We start from the raw sequence: 22,312 nt of genomic DNA, 5'->3' as shown, positions 1-22,312 counted from the left end.
GCGATGGGCGAAACACACGAAGCAGGTTGGCCGCTGTCCGCGGCCCAGCATGGAATCTGGGTCGGCCAGCAGTTCGACCTCACGAGCGCCGTCTACAACGCGGGGGAGTGCATCGAAATCCGCGGGCCGCTCGTCGTGGAGCACTTCGAGTCCGCCCTGCGTCAGGCCATCGACGAGGCGGAGGCGCTCCACGCGCGCTTCGTCCCTGGCGCCTCCGGCCCCGTGCAGCTCGTGCAGCCCCGCGCGTCGTGGCGGCTGCACGTCGCCGACGTCAGCCACACGCCCGACCCCTGGGCCGCGGCGCAGGCCTGGATGCACGAGGACCTGACGCGCACGGTGGACCTGGGCCAGGGCCCGCTGTTCGCGGAGGCGCTGTTCAAGGCGGCGCCGGACCGCTTCTTCTGGTTCCAGCGGGCGCACCACATCGCCCTGGACGGCTTCGGCTTCTCGCTGGTGGCCCGCCGCGTGGCGGACCTCTACACGGCCCGGGTGACGGGCAAGCCCGCCACGAACGGGTTCGGCTCGCTCCGTGCCGTCATCGACGAAGACGCCGCCTACCAGGGTGGCGCGCAGCACGCCGCGGACCGCGCCTTCTGGGTGGAGCGCTTCGCCCATGGCCCCACGCCGGTGACGCTCGCGGAGCCCGCGCCCATGTCGCCGCGGTTCGCGCGCCAGACGCGGCACCTGTCGCCCGCGGACCTGGAGCGGCTGCAGGCCGCCGCGAAGCAGGCCGGGCTCACGTGGCCGGACCTGGTGCTCGCGGCGACGGCGGCCTGGCTGCACCAGCACACCGGTGTGCCCGAAGTCGTGTTGGGCCTGCCGGTGATGTCCCGCCTGGGCTCGGCCGCCATCCGCGTGCCGTGCATGGCCATGAACATCGTGCCGCTGCGCGTGCCGGTCCGCCCGGACGCGGGCTTGTTCGCCATGGCCCGCGACGTGGCGGCGGAGCTGCGCGCCATGAGGCCGCACCTGCGCTACCGCTACGAGCAGCTTCGCCGCGACTTGAAGCGCGTGGGCGGCCAGCGGCGGCTCTTTGGCCCTGTGGTCAACATCATGCCGTTCGACTACGCCCTGCGCTTCGCGGGCATGCCGGCCTTCGCCCACAACCTCTCCGCGGGCCCCGTCGAGGACCTGTCCATCGGCATGTACGCCCGCTCCGACGGCAGCGGGCTGCGCGTGGACTTCGACGCGAACCCCGCCTGCTACAGCCCCGACGTCCTGGACGCCCACCAGCGCGGCTTCCTCCAGTTGCTGGAGTCCTTGGTGGCCTCACCCCAGCAGGCCGTGCGCGCGGCGCCTGCCCCCGCGCGGCCCTCCGTCGTGGATGGCGGTCCCCTGCCGATTCCGCGGCGGCTCGTGCTGGAGCTCTTCAAGGAGCAGGCGCGCGCGCGGCCGGAGGCCATCGCCGTGGAGCATGGCGAGCACCGCCTCACCTACGCGGCCCTGCTCCAGTCCGCACAGGCGCTCGCGGAGCGGCTGCGGACCGACGGCGCGCGGCCCGACACGCTGGTGGCCGTCTCCCTGCCCCGGAGCATCGACGCCATCGTGGCCACGCTGGGTGTCCTCCTCTCCGGCGCGGGCTACCTCCCCGTGGACCCCTTCGGCCCCGAATCCCGGACGAAGGCCATCCTGGATGACGCCGCGCCTCGCCTGACGGTGGGCAGCGCCGTGAAGGACCTCACGGCCGGCATGCCTCCGCAGTCCCCCGGGCAGCTCGCAGTGCACCGGCGCGCTGGCCCGGAGCTGCCGGCCATGGCGCCCCAGCAGGGCGCGCCGCTGGCCTACGTCATCTACACGTCCGGTTCCACCGGCCAGCCCAACGGCGTGCAGGTTGACCACGACGCCCTGGCCCACTTCGTGGCGGGCGCGACGTTCCGCTACGAGGTGACGTCCGAGGACCGGGTGCTGCAGTTCGCGCCGCTGCACTTCGATGCCAGCGTGGAGGAGCTCTTCGTCTCCCTGTGCGCCGGCGCCACGCTGGTGCTGCGCACGGACGAGATGCTCCAGTCGGTGCCCCGGCTGCTGGAAGCCTGCGCCACGCATGGCATCACCTTGCTGGACCTGCCCACGGCCTTCTGGCACGAGCTGGCCTACAGCGTGTCCACGGGCGCGGCCCGGCTGCCACCCTCGCTGCGCACCGTCATCATCGGCGGTGAGGCCGCGCTGCCCGAGCGCGTCGCGCGCTGGCGCGCCTCCGCCGGGCCCCACGTCCGACTGCTCAACACCTACGGCCCCACCGAGGCCACCGTGGTGGCCACCGTCGCCACGCTCAGCGGCGGCCCCGACGTGACGTCCGCCGGGGACGACGTGCCCATTGGCCGCCCCCTGCCGGGCGTGCGCGCGGTGATTGCCGACGCGCAGGGCCGCATCGTCCCCACGGGTGAGGAAGGCGAGCTCCACCTGCTGGGCGGCGCGCTCGCTCGGGGCTACCTGGGCCGCGAGGCGCTGACCGCCACGCGCTTCATCACGCTCGACGCCCTGCCGGGAAGCCCCCGCGCCTACCGCACGGGCGACAAGGCCCGGCTGCGCGAGGACGGCCAGCTTGTCTTCGTGGGCCGCGTCGACGACGAGTTCAAGATCAGCGGCCACCGCATCGACCCGTCCGAGGTCGAAACGGCGCTGCTCGGCCACCCGGGCGTGCGCGAGGCGGCCGTCGTCGGGCAGGTGCTCCCCAGCGGCTCGCGCCGGCTGTGCGCGCACGTCGTCACCACGCAGCCCGCGCCCACCGTGGCGGAGCTGCGGCAGCACCTGCTGGACGGCCTGCCCGCCCCCATGGTGCCCGGCATCTTCGTCTTCACGGAGCGACTGCCGCGCACCAGCACCGGCAAGCTGGACCGCGCCGAGCTGCGCCGCCTGCTGCCCACCGAGGAGGCCGCGGCCACGACGGCGGGCACCACGGCCCTGGAGCGCGTGGTTTTGCAGGTCTGGGAAGAGGTGCTGGGCGTGACGACGACGTCCGCGCAGGATGACTTCTTCGACCTGGGTGGCCAGTCGCTCCAGAGCATCCAGGTCGCCAACCGGCTCAGCATCGAGCTGGGCCGCGAGATTCCCGTCGCCACCGTCTTCCGCCACCCGACGGCGGCCGGGCTGGCCCAGGCACTGGAGCAAGGCAGCGACGGCGCCTCCAACGCCGGGGGCCTCACCGAGAGCATGCTCGCCGACGCCGTGCTGTCCGAGGACATCGTCCCCCCGCTCACGGTGGAGGCCGCCGGGTCCCCGCGGCTGCGGCAGGTCGTCCTCACCGGCGCCACCGGCTTCGTCGGGGCGCACCTGCTCCACCAGCTCCTGCGCCAGACGGACGCGCGCGTGGTGTGCCTGGTCCGAGCTCGCGACGAGGCCCACGCCCTGGAGCGCATCCAGGCCGCGCTGGCGTCCCAGCAGCTCGCCCCCAAGCAGCTGACGGAGCGCGTGGTGGCGCTGCCCTCGGACCTCACCCAGCCCTGGCTGGGCCTGAGCCAGGCGCGCTTCAATGGGCTGGCCTCGGAGTGTGACGCCGTCATCCACAACGCCGCCGTGGTCAGCGTGGTGCGCGAATACGGCAGCCTCCAGGCTGTGAATGTGCGCGGCACGCGCGAGCTGCTGCGCCTGGCCGCCGCGGTCCGCGCCAAGCCCTTCCACTACGTCTCCACCCTGGCCGTGGCGCCGCAGACGGACCTCAGCCCCGACGTCCCGGAGGCCTTCGTTCCCGCGCACCCGGGCCTGCGCGACGGCTACCAGCAGAGCAAGTGGATCGCCGAACGGCTCGTTGAACAGGCCGGAGCGCGCGGCCTCCCCGTGGCCGTGTACCGGCTGGGCCGCGTGGTGGGTGCGCCCGACAGCGCCATCGTCAACCCGCAGGATTTGGTGTGGCGCATCCTGCTGGCCGGCATCCCCGTGGGCGCGCTGCCCCAGCTCGACGTCGCCGAGGTGTGGACGCCCGTGGACTACGTGGCGGGAGCCATTGTCCGCATGGCGCGCGACACCCGCCCGCCCACGGTGTTCAACCTCTGTCCCACGCCCGAGGTGAAGCTCCGGGAGCTGTTCGCCTGGGTCCGTGACTACGGCTACCCCGTGGAGCACTGCTCCGTGGGTGAGTGGCGCGACCGCGTGGCCGAGCGCGCCGGCACCGGGGAGAACCAGTCCACGCTCGCCTTCTTCGACCTGCGCTCGGGCACGGACGTGCCCGCGTTCGGGCTAGGCCCCATCCGCTGTGAGCGGGTCCATCAAGCGCTCGAGGGAACGGGCATCACCTGCCCGCCCACGGACCGTGCGCTGCTGTACCGATACCTCGACTCCTGCGTCGCGCGCGGCCTGCTGCCGCCCGTGCCCGCACCCCGCCCTCCTACTGAAACGGCACTCCCGTGACGAACCCCACCTGGACGCCAGACTCCTGGCGGCACAAGCCCGTCAAGTACATGCCGGAGGACTATCCGGACGCGCAGGCCCTGGCCCAGACGGAGGCCGAGCTGTCCCGCCTGCCCCCACTCGTCTTCGCGGAGGAGACGCGCCGGCTCACCTCCCGGCTCGCCCTGGTCGCCGAAGGCAAGGCCATCCTGCTGCAAGGCGGCGACTGCGCGGAGAGCTTCAAGGAGTTCACCACCGACAACATCCGGGACACCTACCGGCTGCTGCTGCAGATGGCCATGGTGCTGACCTTCGCCGGCAACCGTCCGGTGGTGAAGGTGGGCCGCATCGCCGGGCAGTTCGCCAAGCCGCGCTCCAACCCCACGGAGACGCTGGACGGCGTCACCCTGCCCAGCTACCGCGGGGACATCATCAACGGCATGGAGTTCGACGCCCAGGCGCGAACGCCCGACCCGGGCCGGCTGCTCAAGGCCTATCACCAGTCCTCCGCCACGCTGAACCTGCTGCGCGCCTTCGCCCAGCGCGGCTACGAGGAGCTCGCCGAGCCCCAGCGCTGGCCGCAGGGCGGCATCAACCGCTTGCTGGCGGACCGCATCCTCGAATCCCTGTCGTTCATGCGGGCGCTGGGCGTCAGCCCGGAGCCTCGCGGCGGCGCCAGCGCCATTGACTTCTTCACCAGCCATGAGGCCCTGCTCCTCAACGTGGAGGAGGCCATGACGCGCGCCGAGCCCGACGGCAGCGGCTGGTACGACACGTCCGCGCACATGCTGTGGATTGGCGAGCGCACCCGCCAGCTCGACGGCGGCCACGTGGAGTTCATGCGCGGCCTCCAGAACCCCATTGGCATCAAGTGTGGCCCCACCATGGAGCCCGACGAGGTGCTCCGGTTGATGGACGTCCTCAATCCCCAGGGCATCCCGGGCCGCATCACCCTCATCGGGCGGTTTGGCGCGGACCTGGTCGCGGAGCGGCTGCCCCGGCTCATGGCCGCCACCCGCCGGGACGGCCGCCCCGTCATCTGGTCCATCGACCCGATGCATGGCAACACCCACAAGGCCGGCAATGGCTACAAGACGCGCTCCTTCGACCGCATCCTCACGGAGGTGTGTGGCTTCATGGACGCGGCCGCCGCGGAGGGCGTCCACCCGGGGGGCCTGCACCTGGAGATGACCGGACAGAACGTCACCGAGTGCCTGGGCGGCCCCCAGCCCGTGACGGAAGACGACCTCTCCAGCCGCTACCACACCCACTGCGATCCGCGGCTCAACGCGGACCAGGCCCTGCAACTGGCCTTCCTGGTCGCCGAGTCCATGCCGTCCCTTCGCGCGCACGAAGCCCGTGCGGCCTGAATCGCCGGAGCCTTTCGTGACAGCCACCTTCTCACCGCGTCAGGAGCGGCTGCTCATCCTGCTGCTGGCGGGCGTGCAGTTCACCCACCTGCTGGACTTCATGATCGTCCTGCCGCTGGGTCCGGAGTTCATGCGGCTGTTCAGTCTGTCAGCCGCGCAGTTCGGAACGTTGGTGTCCTCCTACACGTTGGCCTCCGCCGCCATGGGCGTGCTGGGGCTCGCGTGGGTCGACAGGTTTGGCCGCAGAAGCACGTTGCTGGTCATCCTGGGGGGGTTCATCACAGCCACGCTGGCCTGCGGCGCGGCGCAGAGCCACGCGTGGCTGCTGGTGGCCCGGAGCCTCGCGGGAGGCTGCGCGGGCCTCATGGGCGCGGTCATCATGTCCATCATCGCGGATACCGTCCCCGGTGAGCGCCGGGGCCAGGCCATTGGCACGGTGATGTCCTCGCTCGGGTTGTCCGCGGTGGCGGGGGTTCCGCTGAGCCTGGGCCTGGCCAACCTGCTCGGCTGGCGCGCGCCCTTCTGGGCCATTGGCGTCCTCGGGGCCCTCCTCTGGTTCGGGCTGCTCGCCGTGCTTCCGCGGATGGACGCACACGTCACCCCGGGCACGGACCGTCAGGCACCTTCCGTCAAGGCGCTCTTCACGCCGGGCTTCGCGCTGGGCTGGCTGCTGACGTTCAGCGTCGCCTTCTCCAGCTTCTTGCTGATTCCGTACCTGAGCGCGTTCATGGTCGGGAACCTCGGGCTGGAGCAGACCGACCTGCCCTGGGTGTACCTGGCCGGCGGCGCCGCCACGCTGCTCGCGGCCCGTCAGGTGGGCCGCTGGGTGGACCGGTTCGGCCCCGCCCGGGTGCTCGGGTTGTTGCTGGTGGGCACCATGGTGCCGCACCTGGGCTTCACGCACCTCCCCGCCTCGCCGCTGCCGGTGGTGATGGTCGCCTTCGTCCTCTTCATGTCGCTGACGTCCACGCGCCCCATCCCCACCATCGCGCTCATCTCCGCGCGGGTGCCGCCGCCGCTGCGCGGGCGCTACATGGCCATGAACATGGCCGCCAGCGACGGCGCCTCCGGGCTCGCGGCGTGGGCCAGCGGCCTGATGCTGGCCACCGCGCCGGGCGGTGAGCTGGTGGGCTTCGGGCTGGCCGGATGGCTCGCCGTGGGCGTCACCACCGTCTCGCTCTTCATCCTCTGGACCTTTGGCCGTAGCGCCGTCCCAGTGAATCGCAGTCTCCATCTCGCCCCATAGAAGGAAACGTCCATGGACACTCCCGTCAAGAAGCACCCTTCCCTGCCTCGTCCCATCCAGGGCGAGCTGAAGCTCGACCGCTCCAACCAGCTCCTCGCCGAAGCGCGGCGGCTGGTCCCCGGCGTCACGCAGTCCATGATGAAGCGCCCGGAGATGTTCGCGCCTGGCGCCTTCCCCGTGTTCCTGGCCAAGGGCAAGGGCGCGCTGGTGGAGGACGTGGATGGCCAGGAGTACATCGACTTCATCGGCGGCCTGGGCGCCAACATGCTGGGCCACAATGACCCGGCCGTGCTGAACGCCATCCGGGAGCACCTGGAGGAAGGGGTCCTCCACTCGCTGCCCACGCCCGTGGAGGTCTCCGCCGCCCAGACGCTGGTGGACCTCATCCCCGGCGCGGAGATGGCGCGCTTCTTCAAGACGGGCGCGGATGCCACGTCCGCCGCCGTGCGCCTGGCGCGCCACATCACCGGCAAGCAGAAGATCATCACCGTCGGCTACAACGGCTGGCACGACCACTTCATGTTCGACACGCCGGGCGTCCCGGCCGCGCTGGCCGCGCTGACCCTCCGGTTGCCGCTCTTCACGCCCCCGGACGAGCCGGCCCTGCTGGCCGCCATCGAGCAGAACGCCAGCGAGCTCGCACTGGTGCTGCTGTCGGTGCCCTACAACCGGCCCCTCACGTCGACCTTCCTGCAGCAGGTGCGCGCCACCTGCACCGCGAACAACGTCCTGTTCGCCCTGGACGAGGTCGTCACCGGCTTCCGGCTCGCCGTGGGCGGCGCCCAGGAGTTCTTCGACGTCCGCGCGGACTTCGTCACCCTGTCCAAGAGCATCGCCGGGGGCATGCCGCTGTCGGCCATCGCCGGTCCGGCCAAGCACCTGAGCCGCCTGAGCGAGCTCCAGGTGTCCACCACCTTCGGCGGTGAGCTGCTGTCGCTGTACGTGTGCGAGGCGGTGCTGAAGGGCTACCGGGATGGTGCCTACGTCCAGCACCTGGCCCGCCTGGGCCGCAAGCTGCGCGAGGGCGTCAACGCCCAGGCGGAGGCCGCGGGCTCGCCGCTGCGCGTGATTGGCTACGACGCCATTCCCTTCTTCCTGTTCGCCAAGGACCCGGCGGAGCACGCGAAGCAGATGCAGCCCTTCCAGGCGGGCATGGCCCGCCGGGGCATCCTGCTGCGCCGCGACGTCACCTTCCTCAGCACGGCGCACACGGAGGAGCAGATTGACTACGCCATCGAGATGACGGGCGAGGTCCTCCGCTCCCTCGCGAAGCCGGCGGCGGCCTAGCCCTTCGCGTCGTGGTGGTCCGAGGTGCCGCGCTTCCAATAGCCCGTCACCCGGACCCAGCTCTTGTTGGCGCCGCGCTCGTTGATGAGGTGGTCCTTGATGGGGCGCACGGTGTGCGCCTCACCCGCCACCCAGGCGAAGTAGTCCCCCGCGGGGAACTCCAGCTCGCGGATGGCCTGCTGCAGCACGTCCGAGTGCCCCGCCTCCACGCCGTCGCGGTGCAGCCACGTCACCGTCGCGTTGGCGCGGGTGGTGAACCGCTGCTCTTCTGACGCGTCCGGCACCTCGCAGAACACGATGGCGCGCGTCCCCTCCGGCAGCTCGTCCAGGATGCGGCCGATTGCGGGCAGCGCTGACTGGTCACCCGCGAGCAGATACCAGTCGAAGTCCTGCGCGATGAACGTGGAGCCGCGCGGCCCACCCACGGCCAGCAGGTCCCCCACCTGCGCCTTGCTCGCCCACGTCGTCGCGGGCCCCGTGCCGTGCACCACGAAGTCGATGTCCAGCTCGCCCGCGGCGGCGTCGTACCGGCGCGGCGTGTAGTCACGCGCGTCCGGCTTGCGCTCGCCTTCCTTCAGCACCAGCCCCGTGGGCGTCACCGTGGGGATGACAGGCATGCGCGTGCCCTCCTCCGGGAACAGCAGCTTCACGTGGTCGTCCGCCCCGGGGCTGTAGAAGCCCTCCAGGTCCTCGCCCGCCAGGGTGATGCGGACCATCTGCGGCGTCACCCGCGTCACCCGCTTCACCTCCAGGAGGCGGAACTTCACGGGGAACGGTCCCCGCCGATAGACACGCTCAGTCGTCGTCGTCACGAATGCTCCAGGTATCGATATTGACTCTCATTTTCGATACCATGGCCCCCTCAGTCGGGCAACGAATGAAGGAGCCCCGCGGCGTGCCGCCCTTCAGCGAGCGGCCCGCCGCGGGGCCGCCTGGCAGGTGCGCTGAGAGGCCCCGCGCACCTGCCAGGAAGCGAGCTCAGCCGCAGGTCAGGGTCCAACGGCAGTTGTTGGACAGGCACTCGCGGGCGCTGCCGCAGATGGCGCCCTTGGCCTTCTTGTTCTGGCACTTGCCGGCGTTGAGCCCCCAGCCGCAGTACTGGGTGCTGGCGCAGTGGCTATCGTTGGTGCAGGTGGAGGTGGTGGGGTACCAGGACGCGCGGGTCTCCTTCGGCACGTAGGCCGCCACGCCGCTGGTGTCGATGTTCGTCGCGCTGTCCGCCATGCCGGTGCGCGTACCGGTGGCGCGCTCCCACATGCGGATGAACGTCTCGGACGAGCCCTCCAGGCCCGTGGTGTTGACGCCGAGCTGCTTCAAGTCCCGCACCACGTCCGGCAGCAGCCCCACGTGGGCCAGGCCATAGTTGTCGAAGTCCGTGCCCAGCGGCGGCGGGCCGCTGGTGAGCTGCTGCTGGGCCTGGGCCGCCGCCTCCGCGGCGAAGCCGGCCGAGCAGGCGCCGTGGGGACCGAAGCGCGGGCGGGTCTGCTGGATGAAGCCGTTGAGGTCCGCGCCGAAGCCCATGTTCACCTTGAGGCCCAGGCGGCCGAACTCGTAGGCCTGCGCCAGCGAGCGCGTGGAGCCCTGGCAGTTGTTGGCCACCGGCGTGCGGGTGTAGTCGCGCGTCTCGTCGTGCGCGGTGCGCAGGCCGAACATGCCGCCCGTCTGGCGCAGGTAGCGGATGATGGACGCGGGCGTCGTCTTCTCGTTGGCGGCCAGCCCCGGGTGCATCACCTCACGGAAGTGACCGTGGGAGATGTACATGGGGTAGTAGTTGCGGCCCTGGGCAATGGCGTACGTGTCGTTCACGGAGCGCTCGGACATGTGCGCCACGTCGACGAGCATGCCCTTGTTCATCATCTCCGCGACCAGGGCCTTTCCTTCGGCCGTCAGGCCCTTGGTGTTCTTGCAGTTGGCGTCCACGTTGAAGCCCAGCGTGAAGCCGTTGCCCGTGAGGCCGCAGTCGGTGTCGATGTGACAGTTCTCCAGGAACTGCGCGACCTGGAAGATGGCGTTGTGGGGCGCCGCGCCGCCAAAGCGGTTGTCCAACTGGTGCACCGGCTGGATGGAGCGCACGCCCAGCGAGTAGACGCGGTTGAGCTCGGACTGCCAGTTCTTGGTGCCGAACAGCTTGCTCGACTCGATGGAGAGCACCATGGCCAGCTTGCCGGAGGCGATGATCTGCCGCGCGTGCGCCGGCGACAGCGCAATCTCCGCCCACGACGTGCGGGCGTCGAAGTCACGCGCCATCTGCAACTGCACGTCCACGTCCACCATCTCGTCGCAAGGACGCTTGATGTTCTGGTACGGCAGCGCCTTGCAGAGGAACTCGTTGCTCACCAGGGAGATGGTGACCAGGGACATGCCCCCCAGGTGCGCCTGCCGCAGCCAGCCCTCCCAGGCCTGCTGATGCGCGATGGTGTCCCAGCGCGGCCACTGCGTGGGCACGCTCATCCGGCCCAGGTGGAGGCCCGTGTCGCCCTCCGTCCCTTCGACCTGCCCGATGATCTCGGACGCCACCGCGCCGCCCACACCGAACAGCTCTGACAGCACCGGCACGCCGCCCAGGTCCACGCCGCCCGCGTTGGGACACACGTTGAGCATGGAGCCCAGGTCCATGCGGACGCGCGCATGGTCGCTCTCCGGGAAGCCACCGTCACAGCTCACCAGGGAGCCGTTGTGCTTGCCGTGGAACCAACCCCCGCTGAACGCCTCCTCGGCGAACATGTGGTGGTGCATCTCCGCGAAGCCCGGAACCGCGACGGGCTGTGCGACTTCGCCGGTCGCGGACTCCTCGACAGGCACGTCTTCATCCGTGGGCTGGCACCCCTGGCTCAGCGCCATGACGGACATGAGTGAGAGGGACAGGAAACGCCGTGGGGCTGCTCCGATATATCGCTGCATGCAGTGCACCTTTCCGATACCGCGGTGAGGTGCTCCTGGAGTACCAGGAGTGTGTCCTGTTTTTCAATGTTTTCAAGTTTTTCTTGGGACATAAAACTGCCAGGTGTCGCACGATGAATCAGCGGTGGAACCCCTTGTGATGACGACTGTTCCCCTCTTGCGGGGACGCGAGTCGGTGTGAAGCGTCACGTTACAAACGGCGTTCAGGACCCGTGGGCAGGTGAGGTGTGCCCCCGCCATTCACAGATTGACGCTCCAAGAGGGTCTCCACCTCAGGGAGCTGCTGATGACGAAGTCCTGGCGTGTGTTCCCGATGCTGCTGACGCTTGTGGCTGCCTGTGAGCCGCCATCGGTGGAGGACACGCATCCGTCGTCCGATGAAGCGCCCGCGCGGCAGGCAGCGGCCCCACGAACGTGGGAGCCCTGCGGGGACAGCGTGCGCAGGCTCGAGGACCTCCACCCCGGCCGCGAGGGCGCAGCCATCCAGGAGCGCCTCCACGGCGATGGGCTGCTCTTCTTCACCGCGGATGACGGTCAACACGGTGCCGAGCTGTGGGCGAGCAGCGGCACACAGGGCGAAGGAACCCGGCTGCTCCGGGACATCGCGCCGGGGCCGGAGGGCTCCAATCCCACGGACCTCACGCGCGTGGGCGACCGGGTCTTCTTCATCGCGGACGATGGGGTGAATGGCCGCGCCCTGTGGACCAGCGACGGCACGTCCGAAGGGACGTCCCTGGTGAAGCGCGTGCTTCCCGTCGGCGCCAGTCTCGGAGATGGACAGACGCTGGTCGCGTACAAGGGCCGGCTCTACTTCTCCGCCGCCGCGCCGGGTGGCGCGCAGGGCAACGAGCTGTGGACCAGCGACGGCACGGACGTGGGCACCTACGCGGTCGCGGACCTCGTCCCGGGCGAGGACAGCTCCTTCCCTCGCCGCTTCGCCGTTCACGACGGCTCGCTCTACTTCGTCATCAACGTGGGCAATGAGAACTGGCTCGTGCGAAGCGAAGGCGGCGCGGCCTTCACGCCCCTCCTCAAGGTCTTCGAGGACACGGTCATCTTCCGCATGAAGTCCGCGGGCGGAAGGCTCTTCTTCCTGGTGGACCCCGACGAAGGCGAGGCCACCCTCCACGTCACGGACGGCACGGCGGAGGGCACACGCAGCCTGCGCTTCTTTCCGGGCCAGTACCCGCACGACCTGGTGGCGTTCCAGGGCCGGCTCTACTTCAGCGCGGGTGAGGAGGCGCCAGAGGGCGAGGAGCTGTGGGTCAGCGACGGCACGGTGTCCGGCACGCGGCGGGTGAAGGACCTCCGCCCCGGAGCGGAGGGCTCGGCGCCGGCGTTCCTGACGGTGCTCGGAGACCACCTCTACTTCGCGGCGGATGACGGCCGGCACGGCCGCGAGCTGTGGGTGAGCGATGGCACGTCGAGAGGAACGAAGCTCTTCGCGGACCTGGTGCCTGGAACGGCTGGCGCATCTCCCACCGAGGTGACCGCCATCCAGGGCTGGCTCTTCTTCAGCGCGGTGACGGGGCATGGCGGGGAGCCCTGGGTGAGCAACGGCACCGAGTCCGGCACCCGGAAGCTCGACGCGGGGACCGCACGTGAACCACGCGCCTTCATCCGCTCTGGCTGGGACGTGTTCTTCACCGCCGAGGACGCGGCCAGCGGCCGCGAGCTCTACGCCCTGCCCTTCCGTCCCACCAGCGAGTGCGACCACGCGATGCCCTGAGGCCACGCGGTGGCGGCTCAAGTGATGAGCGTGTCTGCCTCATCACCTGAGCCGGAGGAACGATTACGCCTTCCGTGTCATCGCCGCCGCGAGCACGTCGACCGCTGGCGCACGGAGGATGGAGTGGTGGTCGCCGGAGAGTTCGTGCACCTCCACACCGCCTTCCACCAGCGCGCCCCAGCCGCCGTCCGTGCCCGTGGGCACGTGCGTCTCGCTCGCCCGCAGAAGCGTGACGTGGCCACCGTAGCGTCCCGGCTGGTAGTCCCAGAGAGCGCGGAGGTTGCTCTCGTAGACACGGTACAGCGCGTGGAGCTGCTCGGCTCCGACGCCCGGAGGGAGTACGCCGGCGCGCCTCCCCAGCGCCAACAGGCGGCCCAGCAGCGAAGCCTCGTCCGCGGGCTGGGCATCCGCCATCAACTCCGAGACGGGCAGGCCCAGGAGCTGGCCCGTGAACTCCACGAACCGGGCGGCAATCCACTCCGCGCCCACGGGCGCCGCTGGCCGCTGGTCGAAGGCGTAGGCGTCGATGAGCGTCAGCTGCTCCACCTGCTCCCCCTGCTGCTCCAACTGCCGCGCCATCTCGAAGGCCACCACACCGCCCAGGGACCACCCCGCCAGCCGGTAGGGCCCGCTGGCCTGGACGCCGCGCATGGCCTCCACATAGGTGGCGGCCATCGCCTCCACTGTCGCGAGCGGAGCCCGCTCGCCTTCGAGGCCCGGGGCCTGGAACGCGTAGAACGGCTGGTCTGGCCCCAGGCGCCGCGCCAGCTCCAGGTACGGCAGGACGTTGCCGCTGACAGGGTGGACGCAGAAGACGGGCCGCCGCGAACCGCCACTCTGGATGGGCACCAGCGAGGATACGTGCCCGGGTGCCTGTCGGAGCCGAGAGGCCAGCTCCGCCAGCGTCCCCGCCTGGAACAGTGAAACCACGGGCAGGCTCCGCCCGAGGCGCTCACGGATGAGCGACACCAGCCGCATGGCCAGGAGCGAGTGCCCTCCCAGCTCGAAGAAGTCGGAGTGGATGCCGATGGGGCCGGTGCCCAGCAACTCCTCCCAGATGCGCGCGAGCACGAGTTCGAACGCATCCCGAGGCGCCACGTAGGTCCGCGTCGACTCCGGACGGAGGGCGTCCGGCGCCGGGAGCGCCTTGCGGTCCACCTTGCCGTTGGGCGTCAGCGGCAGCGCGGCCAGCACCTTCACCACCGAGGGCACCATGAAGTCCGGCAGCCCGTCCTTCACGAAGCGCCGGAGCGCCGTGACATCGGCCACCGTGTCCGGCTGGGGCACGATGTACGCCACCAGGCGACGCCCTTCGCTCCCGTCCTCGCGCACGAGCACCACGGCCTCGCGCACGTCCGGATGCCTTCGCAACGCCGCCTCGATTTCACCCAGCTCGATGCGGAAGCCACGCACCTTCACCTGCTGATCGATTCGGCCCAGGTACTGCAGCGCGCCCTCCGGCAACCACCGCACGCGGTCTCCAGTGCGGTACAGCCGCGCCCCGGGGCGTGGACTGAACGCGTCTGGAACGAAGCGCTCGGCCGTCAACTCGGGTCGGTCGACATACCCTCGGGCGAGCCCGGCCCCGCCCAGGTACAGCTCTCCCGCCACGCCCTGAGGCACGGGCTGGCCGAGCGCATCCAGCACGTACGCGCGAGTCCCCTCAATTGGTCGCCCCACGGTGGGCTCCCGCGCGGCGTCGCGAAGAGCCACGGTCCAGGTCGAGTACGTCGTGTCCTCGGTGGGGCCGTAGAGGTTGAGCACGCGCTGCACACCGGGTGCGGACTGGTGGATGGCGTCCACCAGGGACTGAGCCAGCGGCTCTCCCGCCAGGTTCACCGTACGCACCGAGTCCGGCATGGCCTGGGCGCGCACCAACTCCGCCATCGCGGAGGGCACCGTGTTGACGAGCGTGACCCGCCGGGCCCCGGGGAGCGACGGCAACTCCAAGGCGTTGCGAGCGAGGACCACGGCCCCGCCACGGAGGAGCGGCGCGAACAGCTCGAACACGGACAGGTCGAAGTTGAGCGACGTGGAGGCGAGGACTCCCGCCAGCTCGTCCGACGAGAAGGCCCGCGTCGTCCAGCGCAGGAACGCCACGGCGCTGCGATGCGCCAGGGCCACGCCCTTCGGCCGGCCCGTGCTTCCTGACGTGAACAGCACGTAGGCCAGATGGTCCGGACTGGCCATGGATACAGGCGCCGCCCCGGCCTTCTCCACGAACTCATTCACATCGTCGAGCGCCAACCGGACCACGTCTCCGTGAGGCAGCGCGTCGAGCAGCGCGCGCTGGCCCACCAGGACGCGAGGCTGGGAGTCCTCGATCATGAAGGCCAGCCGTTGGCTCGGGTAGGCCGGGTCCAACGGGACGTATGCGCCTCCCGCCTTGAGGATGCCGAGCACCGCGACCAGGAGGTCCGCGTTGCGCTCCGCGCAGAGGCCCACGCGAACCTCTGGCCCGACGCCCAACGCGCGGAGCTTCCGCGCCAGCCGGTCCGACCGCAGCATGAGCTCGCGATACGTCAGCACTTCGTCTCCGGCCACCACGGCCACGGCTTCCGGCGTGGCCACCGCCTGCCGTTCGACCAGGGCGTGGATGCTCGTCTCCGCGACTTCGCCGGAGCCGGTGTCATTCCACTCCACCAGCAACCGCCGCGCTTCGGCCGCGTCCAGCAAGGGCAGCGCGAACACGGACCGATTCGGCTCCGCCAGGGCACCTTCCAGCAGCGTCTTCAGGTGGGACAGCAGCCGCGCCGCCGTCTCGGGCTCGAACAGGACGGTGCTGTACTCCAGTCCACCGGAGAAGCCGTCCTTGCCCTCCACGAAGCCGAGCGAGAGGTCGAACCGCGACACCCGGTGCTCCACGGCGACGTGCTTCATCCCCATGTCGGTCTGCGCGTCTCCCCCAGCGTCTGGCGTGCTGTCGAAGGTGAGCATGACCTGGAACAGCGGCGAATGACTGAGGCTGCGCTCCGGACGCAGCGCCTCGACGAGCTTCTCGAACGGTACGTCCTGGTGCGCGTAGGCGCCCAGCGTGACCTCCCGGACCCGAGCCAGCAGCTCGCGGAAGGACGGGCTGCCGTCCAACCGGGTCCTGAGCACGAGCGTGTTCACGAAGAAGCCGATGAGCCCCTCCGTCTCCGCGCGAGTGCGTCCGGCGATGGGCGAACCGACACTCACGTCGTCCTGCCCCGAGTAACGCGCCAGCACGGCCTGGAACGCCGCCAGCAGCACCATGAACGGCGTGACGCCTTCACGGCGGGCGAGTGCATGCACCGCGTCGGACAGCGCACGGCCCAATGAGAAGGGCACGTACGCCCCTTCCAGGGACTGGACCGCCGGACGCGGCCTGTCCGTGGGCAGCTCCAGCAGCCGGGGCGCGCTGTCCAGACGTTGCTTCCAGTAGCCAAGCTGCGCGTCCAGGACGTCTCCCTGGAGCCACTCGCGCTGCCACACCGCGTAGTCCGCGTACTGAAGCGGCAGCTCTGGCAGGCGCGACGGTTGCCCCTGGGAGAAGGCCGCATACAGCTCGGTCAGCTCGCGAACCAGGAGCCCCATGGACCAACCGTCCGATACGATGTGGTGCATCACCAGCACCAACACATGGTCCTGCTCCGACAGCGCGAGCAAGGCGAGCCGCAACAGCGGACCGCTTTCCAGGTCGAACGGGCGCTGAGATGCCTCTTGCGCGATCCGCTGCGCCTCCTCTTCCCGCCGCGCCACTGACAACGAGCGCAAATCCACGATGTCGAGCCGAGCGCTGCCCTGCGGGTCGATGACCTGTACCGGCGAACCGCCCTCGGTCCGGAACGTGGTGCGCAGCGCTTCGTGACGGCGGACCAACGCGTCGAAGCTCTGCTCCAGCGCGGGAACGTTCAAGGCGCCCGACAACCGCACCGACGCAGGGACGTTGTAGACGATGCTCCCCGGCTCCAGTTGCGAGAGGAACCACAGGCGCTGCTGGGCGAACGACAAAGGCAGCGCCGTGTCGCGAGCAACCCGTACCAACGGCGGTGGCTGTGCGCCACCCTCCGTTTTCGAAGTGCGGTCCAGGCGGCGGGCCAACTTCCCCACCGTGGGACACTCGAAGATGTCTCGAAGGGGGAGCTCCACTTGGAGTTCTTCCCGTACGCGAGACACCAACTGCGTGGCCAGCAATGAGTGGCCGCCCAGCTCGAAGAAGTCTCCGTCGAGCCCGACCCGCTCGACCTTCAGGACGTCGACGAAGATTGCGGCCAACGTCTTCTCGGTCGCCGTTTGAGGCGCCACGTACGTCTCGCGCGCCGTGCCCTCCGTGTCCGGCGCGGGCAGCGCCTTGCGATCCACCTTGCCGTTGGGCGTCAGCGGCAGCGCCTCCAGCACCACGTACGCCGACGGCACCATGTACTCCGGCAGCCGCTGCTTCATGTGGCTTCTCAGCGAATTGGCCTCCAGTTCCGCGCCCGCCTGCGCCGTGACGTAGGCCACCAGTCGCTTGCCTTCACTCCCGTCCTCGCTCGCCACCACCACCGCTTCGTTGACGCCACTGTGCTGGGCCAGCGCCGCTTCCACTTCGCCCAGCTCAATGCGGTAACCACGCACCTTCACCTGCGCGTCCGCTCGGCCCAAGAACTCCAACGTCCCGTTCCCCAGCCACCGCACCACGTCGCCCGTCCGGTACAGCCGCTCTCCGTCGCCGTATGGACTCGGAACGAAGCGCTCCGCCGTGAGCTCCGGGCGTCCCACGTATCCCACTGCCAGCCCGTCTCCGCCCACGTACAGCTCGCCAGGCACTCCCACAGGCACTGGACGCATTGCCCCGTCCAGCACGTAGGCCACCGTGTTCTTCACCGGCCGGCCGATGGACACCGAAGCGCCCACTTCCTCCAGCCTCTCCATCCGGTACGTGCTGGAGAACGTCGTGTTCTCCGTTGGGCCGTACCCGTTGATGAGCAGGCCACCTGCCGCCAGTCGCTCCTTCACGCGAGACACCGGCAGCGCGTCGCCACCGGCCAGCAACTGACGGACGTTGGCCAGGGCCTTCGGCTGCCGCGCCTGCATCTGCTCGAAGAGCGCCGCCGTCAGCCACAGCGACGTCACCCTTGAAGACTCCAGCTTCCGGCCCAACTCCTCCAGCGACGGCGTGCCCGCTGGGTACACCACCAGCTTTGCCCCGTGCAGCAGGGCGCCCCACACCTCCAACGTCGATGCGTCGAAGGAGATGGGCGCCAGTTGCAGCCATACTTCCTCCGGCCCGAAGTGCGCGAAGTCCGTCCCCAGCACCAGGCGTGACACCGCTCGGTGCGGCACCCCCACGCCCTTCGGCTTCCCCGTGCTTCCCGACGTGAACATCACGTACACTAGGTTTCCGCCGCCCACGTTGGCCACGGGCGTGCTCTCCGGCTGCAAGGCAATCTGCGCCTCCCACTCCGTGTCTACGCACACCACCAACTCGCCACCCGCGGCCACCTCGTCCGCCAGCTTCTCCTGCGCCACCAGCAGCGCGACGCGTGCCTCTCCCTTCATCCACTCCAGCCGCTCCAGCGGGTAGCTGGCATCCAGCGGGACGTACACGCCTCCCGCCTTCAAGATGCCCAGCACGCTCACCACCAACTCCAGTGAGCGCTCCACGCACAGCCCCACCCGTACCTCGGGCCCCACGCCCATTCCCCTCAGGTGGTGCGCCAACTGGTTCGCACGCCGGTTCAGCTCCGCGTACGTCAGCCGCTGGTCCTCGTACTCCACCGCCACCGCGTCCGGCGTCCGCTGCACCTGCTCCTCGAAGAGCGCACTCAGGCTCGCATCGCGAGGATACGTAGTCGCCGTCCCGCTCCACTCCTTCACCAACCGCTGCTGCTCCTCACTGCCCATCAATGGCAGCTCAAGCAGCCGCTTCTCCGGCTCGGCGACGGCGGCCTCCAACAGCACCTTCAAGTGTCCGAGCATCCGGTCCATCGTCCCGGCTTCGAACAGGTCGCTGTTGAACTCCAACGCCCCCGTCAGTCCGCCTTCGCTCGACTCACTCAACCCGAGCGTCAAATCGAACTTCGACGTCTTTCCAGCCGACTCCGCTGCCTCCAGCTTCAGTCCTGGCAGGGTTACCACGCCTCCTGGCGTGTTCTGCAGCACCAACATCACCTGGAACAGCGGGCTGCGGCTCAGGTCCCGCTCGGGCTGAAGTTCCTCCACCAGCCTCTCGAAGGGCACTTCCTGGTGCGCGTACGCACCCAGCGTCACTTCGCGCACCTGCGTCAGCAGCTCACGGAAGCTGGGATTGCCATCCAAGCGTGTCCTCAGCACGAGTGTGTTCACGAAGAAGCCAATCAGCCCCTCCGTTTCGGCTCGCGTGCGGTTGGCGATAGGGGAACCCACAGAGACGTCGTCCTGTCTCGCATAGCGAGACAGCACCACCTGGAAGGCTGCCAGCAGCACCATGAAGGGCGTCGCATTCTCCTGCTGCGCCAACCCCTTCACTCCCTCCCACAGCCCCTTCGGCCACTCCAATCCTCGCGTGTCCCCTCGGTACGTCTGGACCGCCGGCCTCACCTTGTCCGTCGGCAACTCCAGCGCCGCGGGCGCACCAGCCAGCTGCTTCCTCCAATACCCCAACTGCTCCTCCAGCACCTCCCCCTTCAGCCACTCTCGCTGCCACACCGCGTAGTCCGCGTACTGCACCTCCAGCTCGGAAAGTGGTGACTCCCTCCCCTGCGAGTACGCCTCGTACAGCGCCACCAACTCCCTCACCAGCACCCCCATCGACCACCCGTCCGACACGATGTGGTGCATCACCAGCACCAACACGTGCGCTTCCTCCCCCTCCTTCAGCAGCGTCGCCCTCAGCAGCGGGCCCACCTCCAGGTTGAACGGGCGCAGTGCCTCTTGCTCCGTTCGACGCTGGACCTCCTGGGACTTCTCCGTGCCCTGGAGTGAACTCAGGTCCACGAAATCCAGCGCGCCCATTCCCGCAGGAGAGATGACCTGGGTGGGGACGCCTGCCTCGGAACGGAAGGTCGTGCGCAGCGCCTCATGACGGAGAACAAGCGATTGGAAGCTCCGTTCCAGCGCAGCAACATCAAGAGCCCCCGAGAGCTTCACCGCCACGGGCACGTTGTAGAAGGCGCTGTCGGGATCAAGCTGGTGGAGGAACCACAACCGTTGCTGCCCGAACGACAGGGGAAGCGCGCCGTCACGTGAAGCACGAACCAGCAGAGGACCTCTCAGCGCAAGAGCGGCTCCCGAGTCACCGTCCAGCCGCCTCGCCAGCGTCTCAACAGACCGGGACTCGAAGACCGTCCGAAGCGGCAGTTCGATTCGGAAGGCCTCGCGCACGCGAGACACCAACTGTGTTGCCAGCAACGAGTGGCCGCCCAGCTCGAAAAAGTCTTCTTCGACGCTGACGCGATCGACATTGAGCACCTCGCTGAAGAGGGACGCCAGCTTCTCCTCTGTCGGTGTCCGTGGCGCCTCGAAGTGCGCTGGCTTCAGACCTTGGGCCTCTGGGGCTGGCAGTGCCTTGCGGTCCACCTTCCCGTTGGGCGTCAGCGGCAGTGACGCCAGCACAACATACGCCGACGGCACCATGTACTCCGGCAGCCGCTGCTTCACGTGGCTTCGCAGCGCGCCCGCGTCCAGCCAGGCACCCTCCTGCGCCGTGACGTAGGCCACCAACCGCTTTCCTTCACTCCCGTCCTCGCGGGCGACCACCACCACTTCGTTGACGCCACTGTGCTGGGCCAACGCTGCTTCCACTTCGCCCAGCTCGATGCGGTAACCACGCACCTTCACCTGCATGTCCGCGCGGCCCAGGAACTCCAACGTCCCGTTCCCCAGCCACCGCACCACGTCGCCCGTCCGGTACAGCCGCGCTCCCTCTCCATACGGACTCGGCACGAAGCGTTCCGCCGTCAGCTCCGGACGCCCTACGTACCCCACCGCCAGCCCGTCTCCGCCCACGTACAGCTCACCGGGCACGCCCACCGGCACTGGACGCATTGCCCCGTCCAGCACGTAGGCCACCGTGTTCTTCACCGGCCGGCCGATGGATACCGACGCCCCGACTTCCTCGGGCTTCTCCATCCGGTACGTGCTGGAGAACGTCGTATTCTCCGTCGGGCCGTACCCGTTGATGAGCACGCCGCCCGCTGCCAGCCGCTCCTTCACGCGCGACACCGGCAAGGCGTCGCCACCCGCCAGCAACTGACGGACTTTGGCCAGGGCCTTCGGCTGCCGCGCCTGCATCTGCTCGAAGAGCGCCGCCGTCAGCCACAGCGATGTCACGCCTGAAGACTCCAGCTTGCGGCCCAACTCCTCCAGCGACGGCGTGCCCGCTGGGTACACCACCAGCTTCGCGCCGTGCAGCAGCGCGCCCCACACCTCCAGCGTCGACGCGTCGAAGGAGATGGGTGCCAGTTGCAGCCACACCTCCTCCGGCCCGAAGTGCGCGAAGTCCGTCCCCAGCACCAGGCGTGACACCGCTCGGTGCGGCACCCCCACGCCCTTCGGCTTCCCCGTGCTTCCCGACGTGAACATCACGTACGCCAGGTTGCCCCCGCTCACATTGGCGCTCGAAGTGCTCACGGGATGGTGGGCAATCTGCGTCTCCCACTCCGTGTCCACACACACCCTGGACTCGGCGCCGGAGCGCGCCATGGACTCAAGCAACCGCTGCTGCCCCACCAGCAGCGTGACGCCCGCCTCCTGCTTCATCCACGCCAGCCGCTCCAGCGGGTAGCTGGCATCCAGCGGGACGTACACGCCTCCAGCCTTCAGGATGCCCAGCACGCTCACCACCAGCTCCAGTGAGCGCTCCACGCACAACCCCACCCGCACCTCGGGCCCCACGCCCATGCCCTTCAGGTGGTGCGCCAACTGGTTCGCACGCCGGTTCAACTCCGCGTACGTCAGTCGCTGGTCCTCGTACTCCACCGCCACCGCGTCCGGCGTCCGCTGCACCTGCTCCTCGAAGAGCGCACTCAGGCTCGCGTCGCGAGGATACGTAGTCGCCGTCCCGCTCCACTCCTTCACCAACCGCTGCTGCTCTTCACTGCCCATCAACGGCAAATCAAGCAGCCGCTTCTCCGGCTCAGCGACGGCTGCATCCAACAACACCCGCAGGTGCTCCAGCAGTCGCTCCATCGTCTCGGCTTCGAACAGGTCGCTGTTGAACTCGAGGCCGCCAGAAAGGCCCTCATCCGTCTCACCCAACCCGAGCGTCAAATCGAACTTCGACGTCTTCCCGGACGACTCGGCCGCCTCCAGCTTCAGCCCTGGCAGGCTCACCGCCCCGCCCGGCGCGTTCTGCAGCACCAACATCACCTGGAACAGCGGGCTGCGGCTCAAGTCCCGCTCCGGCTGCAGCTCCTCCACCAGCCTCTCGAAGGGCACTTCCTGGTGCGCGTACGCACCCAGCGTCACTTCGCGCACCTGCGCCAGCAACTCCCGGAAGCTCGCTGTCGGTGACACCTTCGTCCGCAGCAC

8 protein-coding genes (1 of these 8 only partly in view) are annotated in these 22,312 nt (G+C 69.5%); 5 read left to right on the top strand and 3 right to left on the bottom strand.

The genetic code is table 11. The features are described 5' to 3' along the window. The first annotated feature begins 3 nt into the window (after positions 1-3). The 4 genes from mxcG to mxcL are packed head-to-tail and all read left to right on the top strand — an operon-like array spanning position 4 to position 8,226. Complete coding sequence (mxcG, locus tag KGD87_RS07380) at positions 4-4,344, top strand: myxochelin non-ribosomal peptide synthetase MxcG (protein ID WP_284666770.1); 4,341 nt, start codon at positions 4-6, stop codon at positions 4,342-4,344. Further along, a complete protein-coding gene (locus tag KGD87_RS07375) occupies positions 4,341-5,693 on the top strand; it encodes a class II 3-deoxy-7-phosphoheptulonate synthase (protein WP_284666769.1) in 1,353 nt (450 codons plus the stop codon). The genes mxcG and KGD87_RS07375 overlap by 4 nt, the downstream gene beginning before the upstream one ends. 16 nt (positions 5,694-5,709) lie before the next feature. Then, positions 5,710-6,939, top strand: a complete 1,230-nt coding sequence (gene mxcK / locus KGD87_RS07370; RefSeq protein WP_284666768.1) for a myxochelin export MFS transporter MxcK — start codon at positions 5,710-5,712, stop codon at positions 6,937-6,939. 12 nt (positions 6,940-6,951) lie between these two features. Then, the gene (gene mxcL, locus KGD87_RS07365; RefSeq protein WP_284666767.1) at positions 6,952-8,226 is read left to right on the top strand and encodes a myxochelin B biosynthesis transaminase MxcL; all 1,275 of its coding nucleotides are present in this window, start codon (positions 6,952-6,954) and stop codon (positions 8,224-8,226) included. Here mxcL and KGD87_RS07360 read toward each other — a convergent pair. Both KGD87_RS07360 and KGD87_RS07355 read right to left on the bottom strand, forming a co-directional pair. Beyond that, on the bottom strand, positions 8,223-9,038 hold the full coding sequence (locus KGD87_RS07360) for a siderophore-interacting protein (RefSeq protein ID WP_284666766.1): 816 nt from the start codon (positions 9,036-9,038) through the stop codon (positions 8,223-8,225). The genes mxcL and KGD87_RS07360 overlap by 4 nt on opposite strands. Positions 9,039-9,204: 166 nt before the next feature. Next, complete coding sequence (locus KGD87_RS07355) at positions 9,205-11,127, bottom strand: membrane dipeptidase (RefSeq protein ID WP_284666765.1); 1,923 nt, start codon at positions 11,125-11,127, stop codon at positions 9,205-9,207. 286 nt (positions 11,128-11,413) lie between these two features. Between KGD87_RS07355 and KGD87_RS07350 the strand changes: the two genes are divergently transcribed. Further along, entirely contained in the window at positions 11,414-12,856 is a 1,443-nt protein-coding gene (locus KGD87_RS07350; protein WP_284666764.1) for an ELWxxDGT repeat protein, read from the top strand. A gap of 63 nt (positions 12,857-12,919) precedes the next feature. Here the strand turns inward: KGD87_RS07350 and KGD87_RS07345 are convergent, their stop codons facing one another. Continuing rightward, a protein-coding gene (locus tag KGD87_RS07345) for a non-ribosomal peptide synthase/polyketide synthase (RefSeq protein WP_284666763.1) crosses the window boundary here: on the bottom strand, positions 12,920-22,312 show its end. Its footprint extends 26,418 nt past the window's final position; only the last 9,393 of its 35,811 coding nucleotides appear in the window; its start codon lies off the right edge, out of view; the stop codon is at positions 12,920-12,922.

It is taken from the genome of Myxococcus sp. SDU36, from assembly GCF_030168875.1.
In the GTDB taxonomy this organism is placed as follows: Bacteria; Myxococcota; Myxococcia; order Myxococcales; family Myxococcaceae; genus Myxococcus; species Myxococcus vastator.
This window is presented reverse-complemented; position numbering and strand designations above follow the sequence as displayed.

What these genes read in the sequence shown, in the direction of transcription:
- KGD87_RS07350 (WP_284666764.1), top strand. Translation starts at nt 11,414, where the DNA reads ATGACGAAGTCCTGGCGTGTGTTCCCGATGCTGCTGACGCTTGTGGCT.
- KGD87_RS07355 (WP_284666765.1), bottom strand. Translation starts at nt 11,127, where the DNA reads ATGCAGCGATATATCGGAGCAGCCCCACGGCGTTTCCTGTCCCTCTCA.
- mxcG (WP_284666770.1), top strand. Translation starts at nt 4, where the DNA reads ATGGGCGAAACACACGAAGCAGGTTGGCCGCTGTCCGCGGCCCAGCAT.
- mxcL (WP_284666767.1), top strand. Translation starts at nt 6,952, where the DNA reads ATGGACACTCCCGTCAAGAAGCACCCTTCCCTGCCTCGTCCCATCCAG.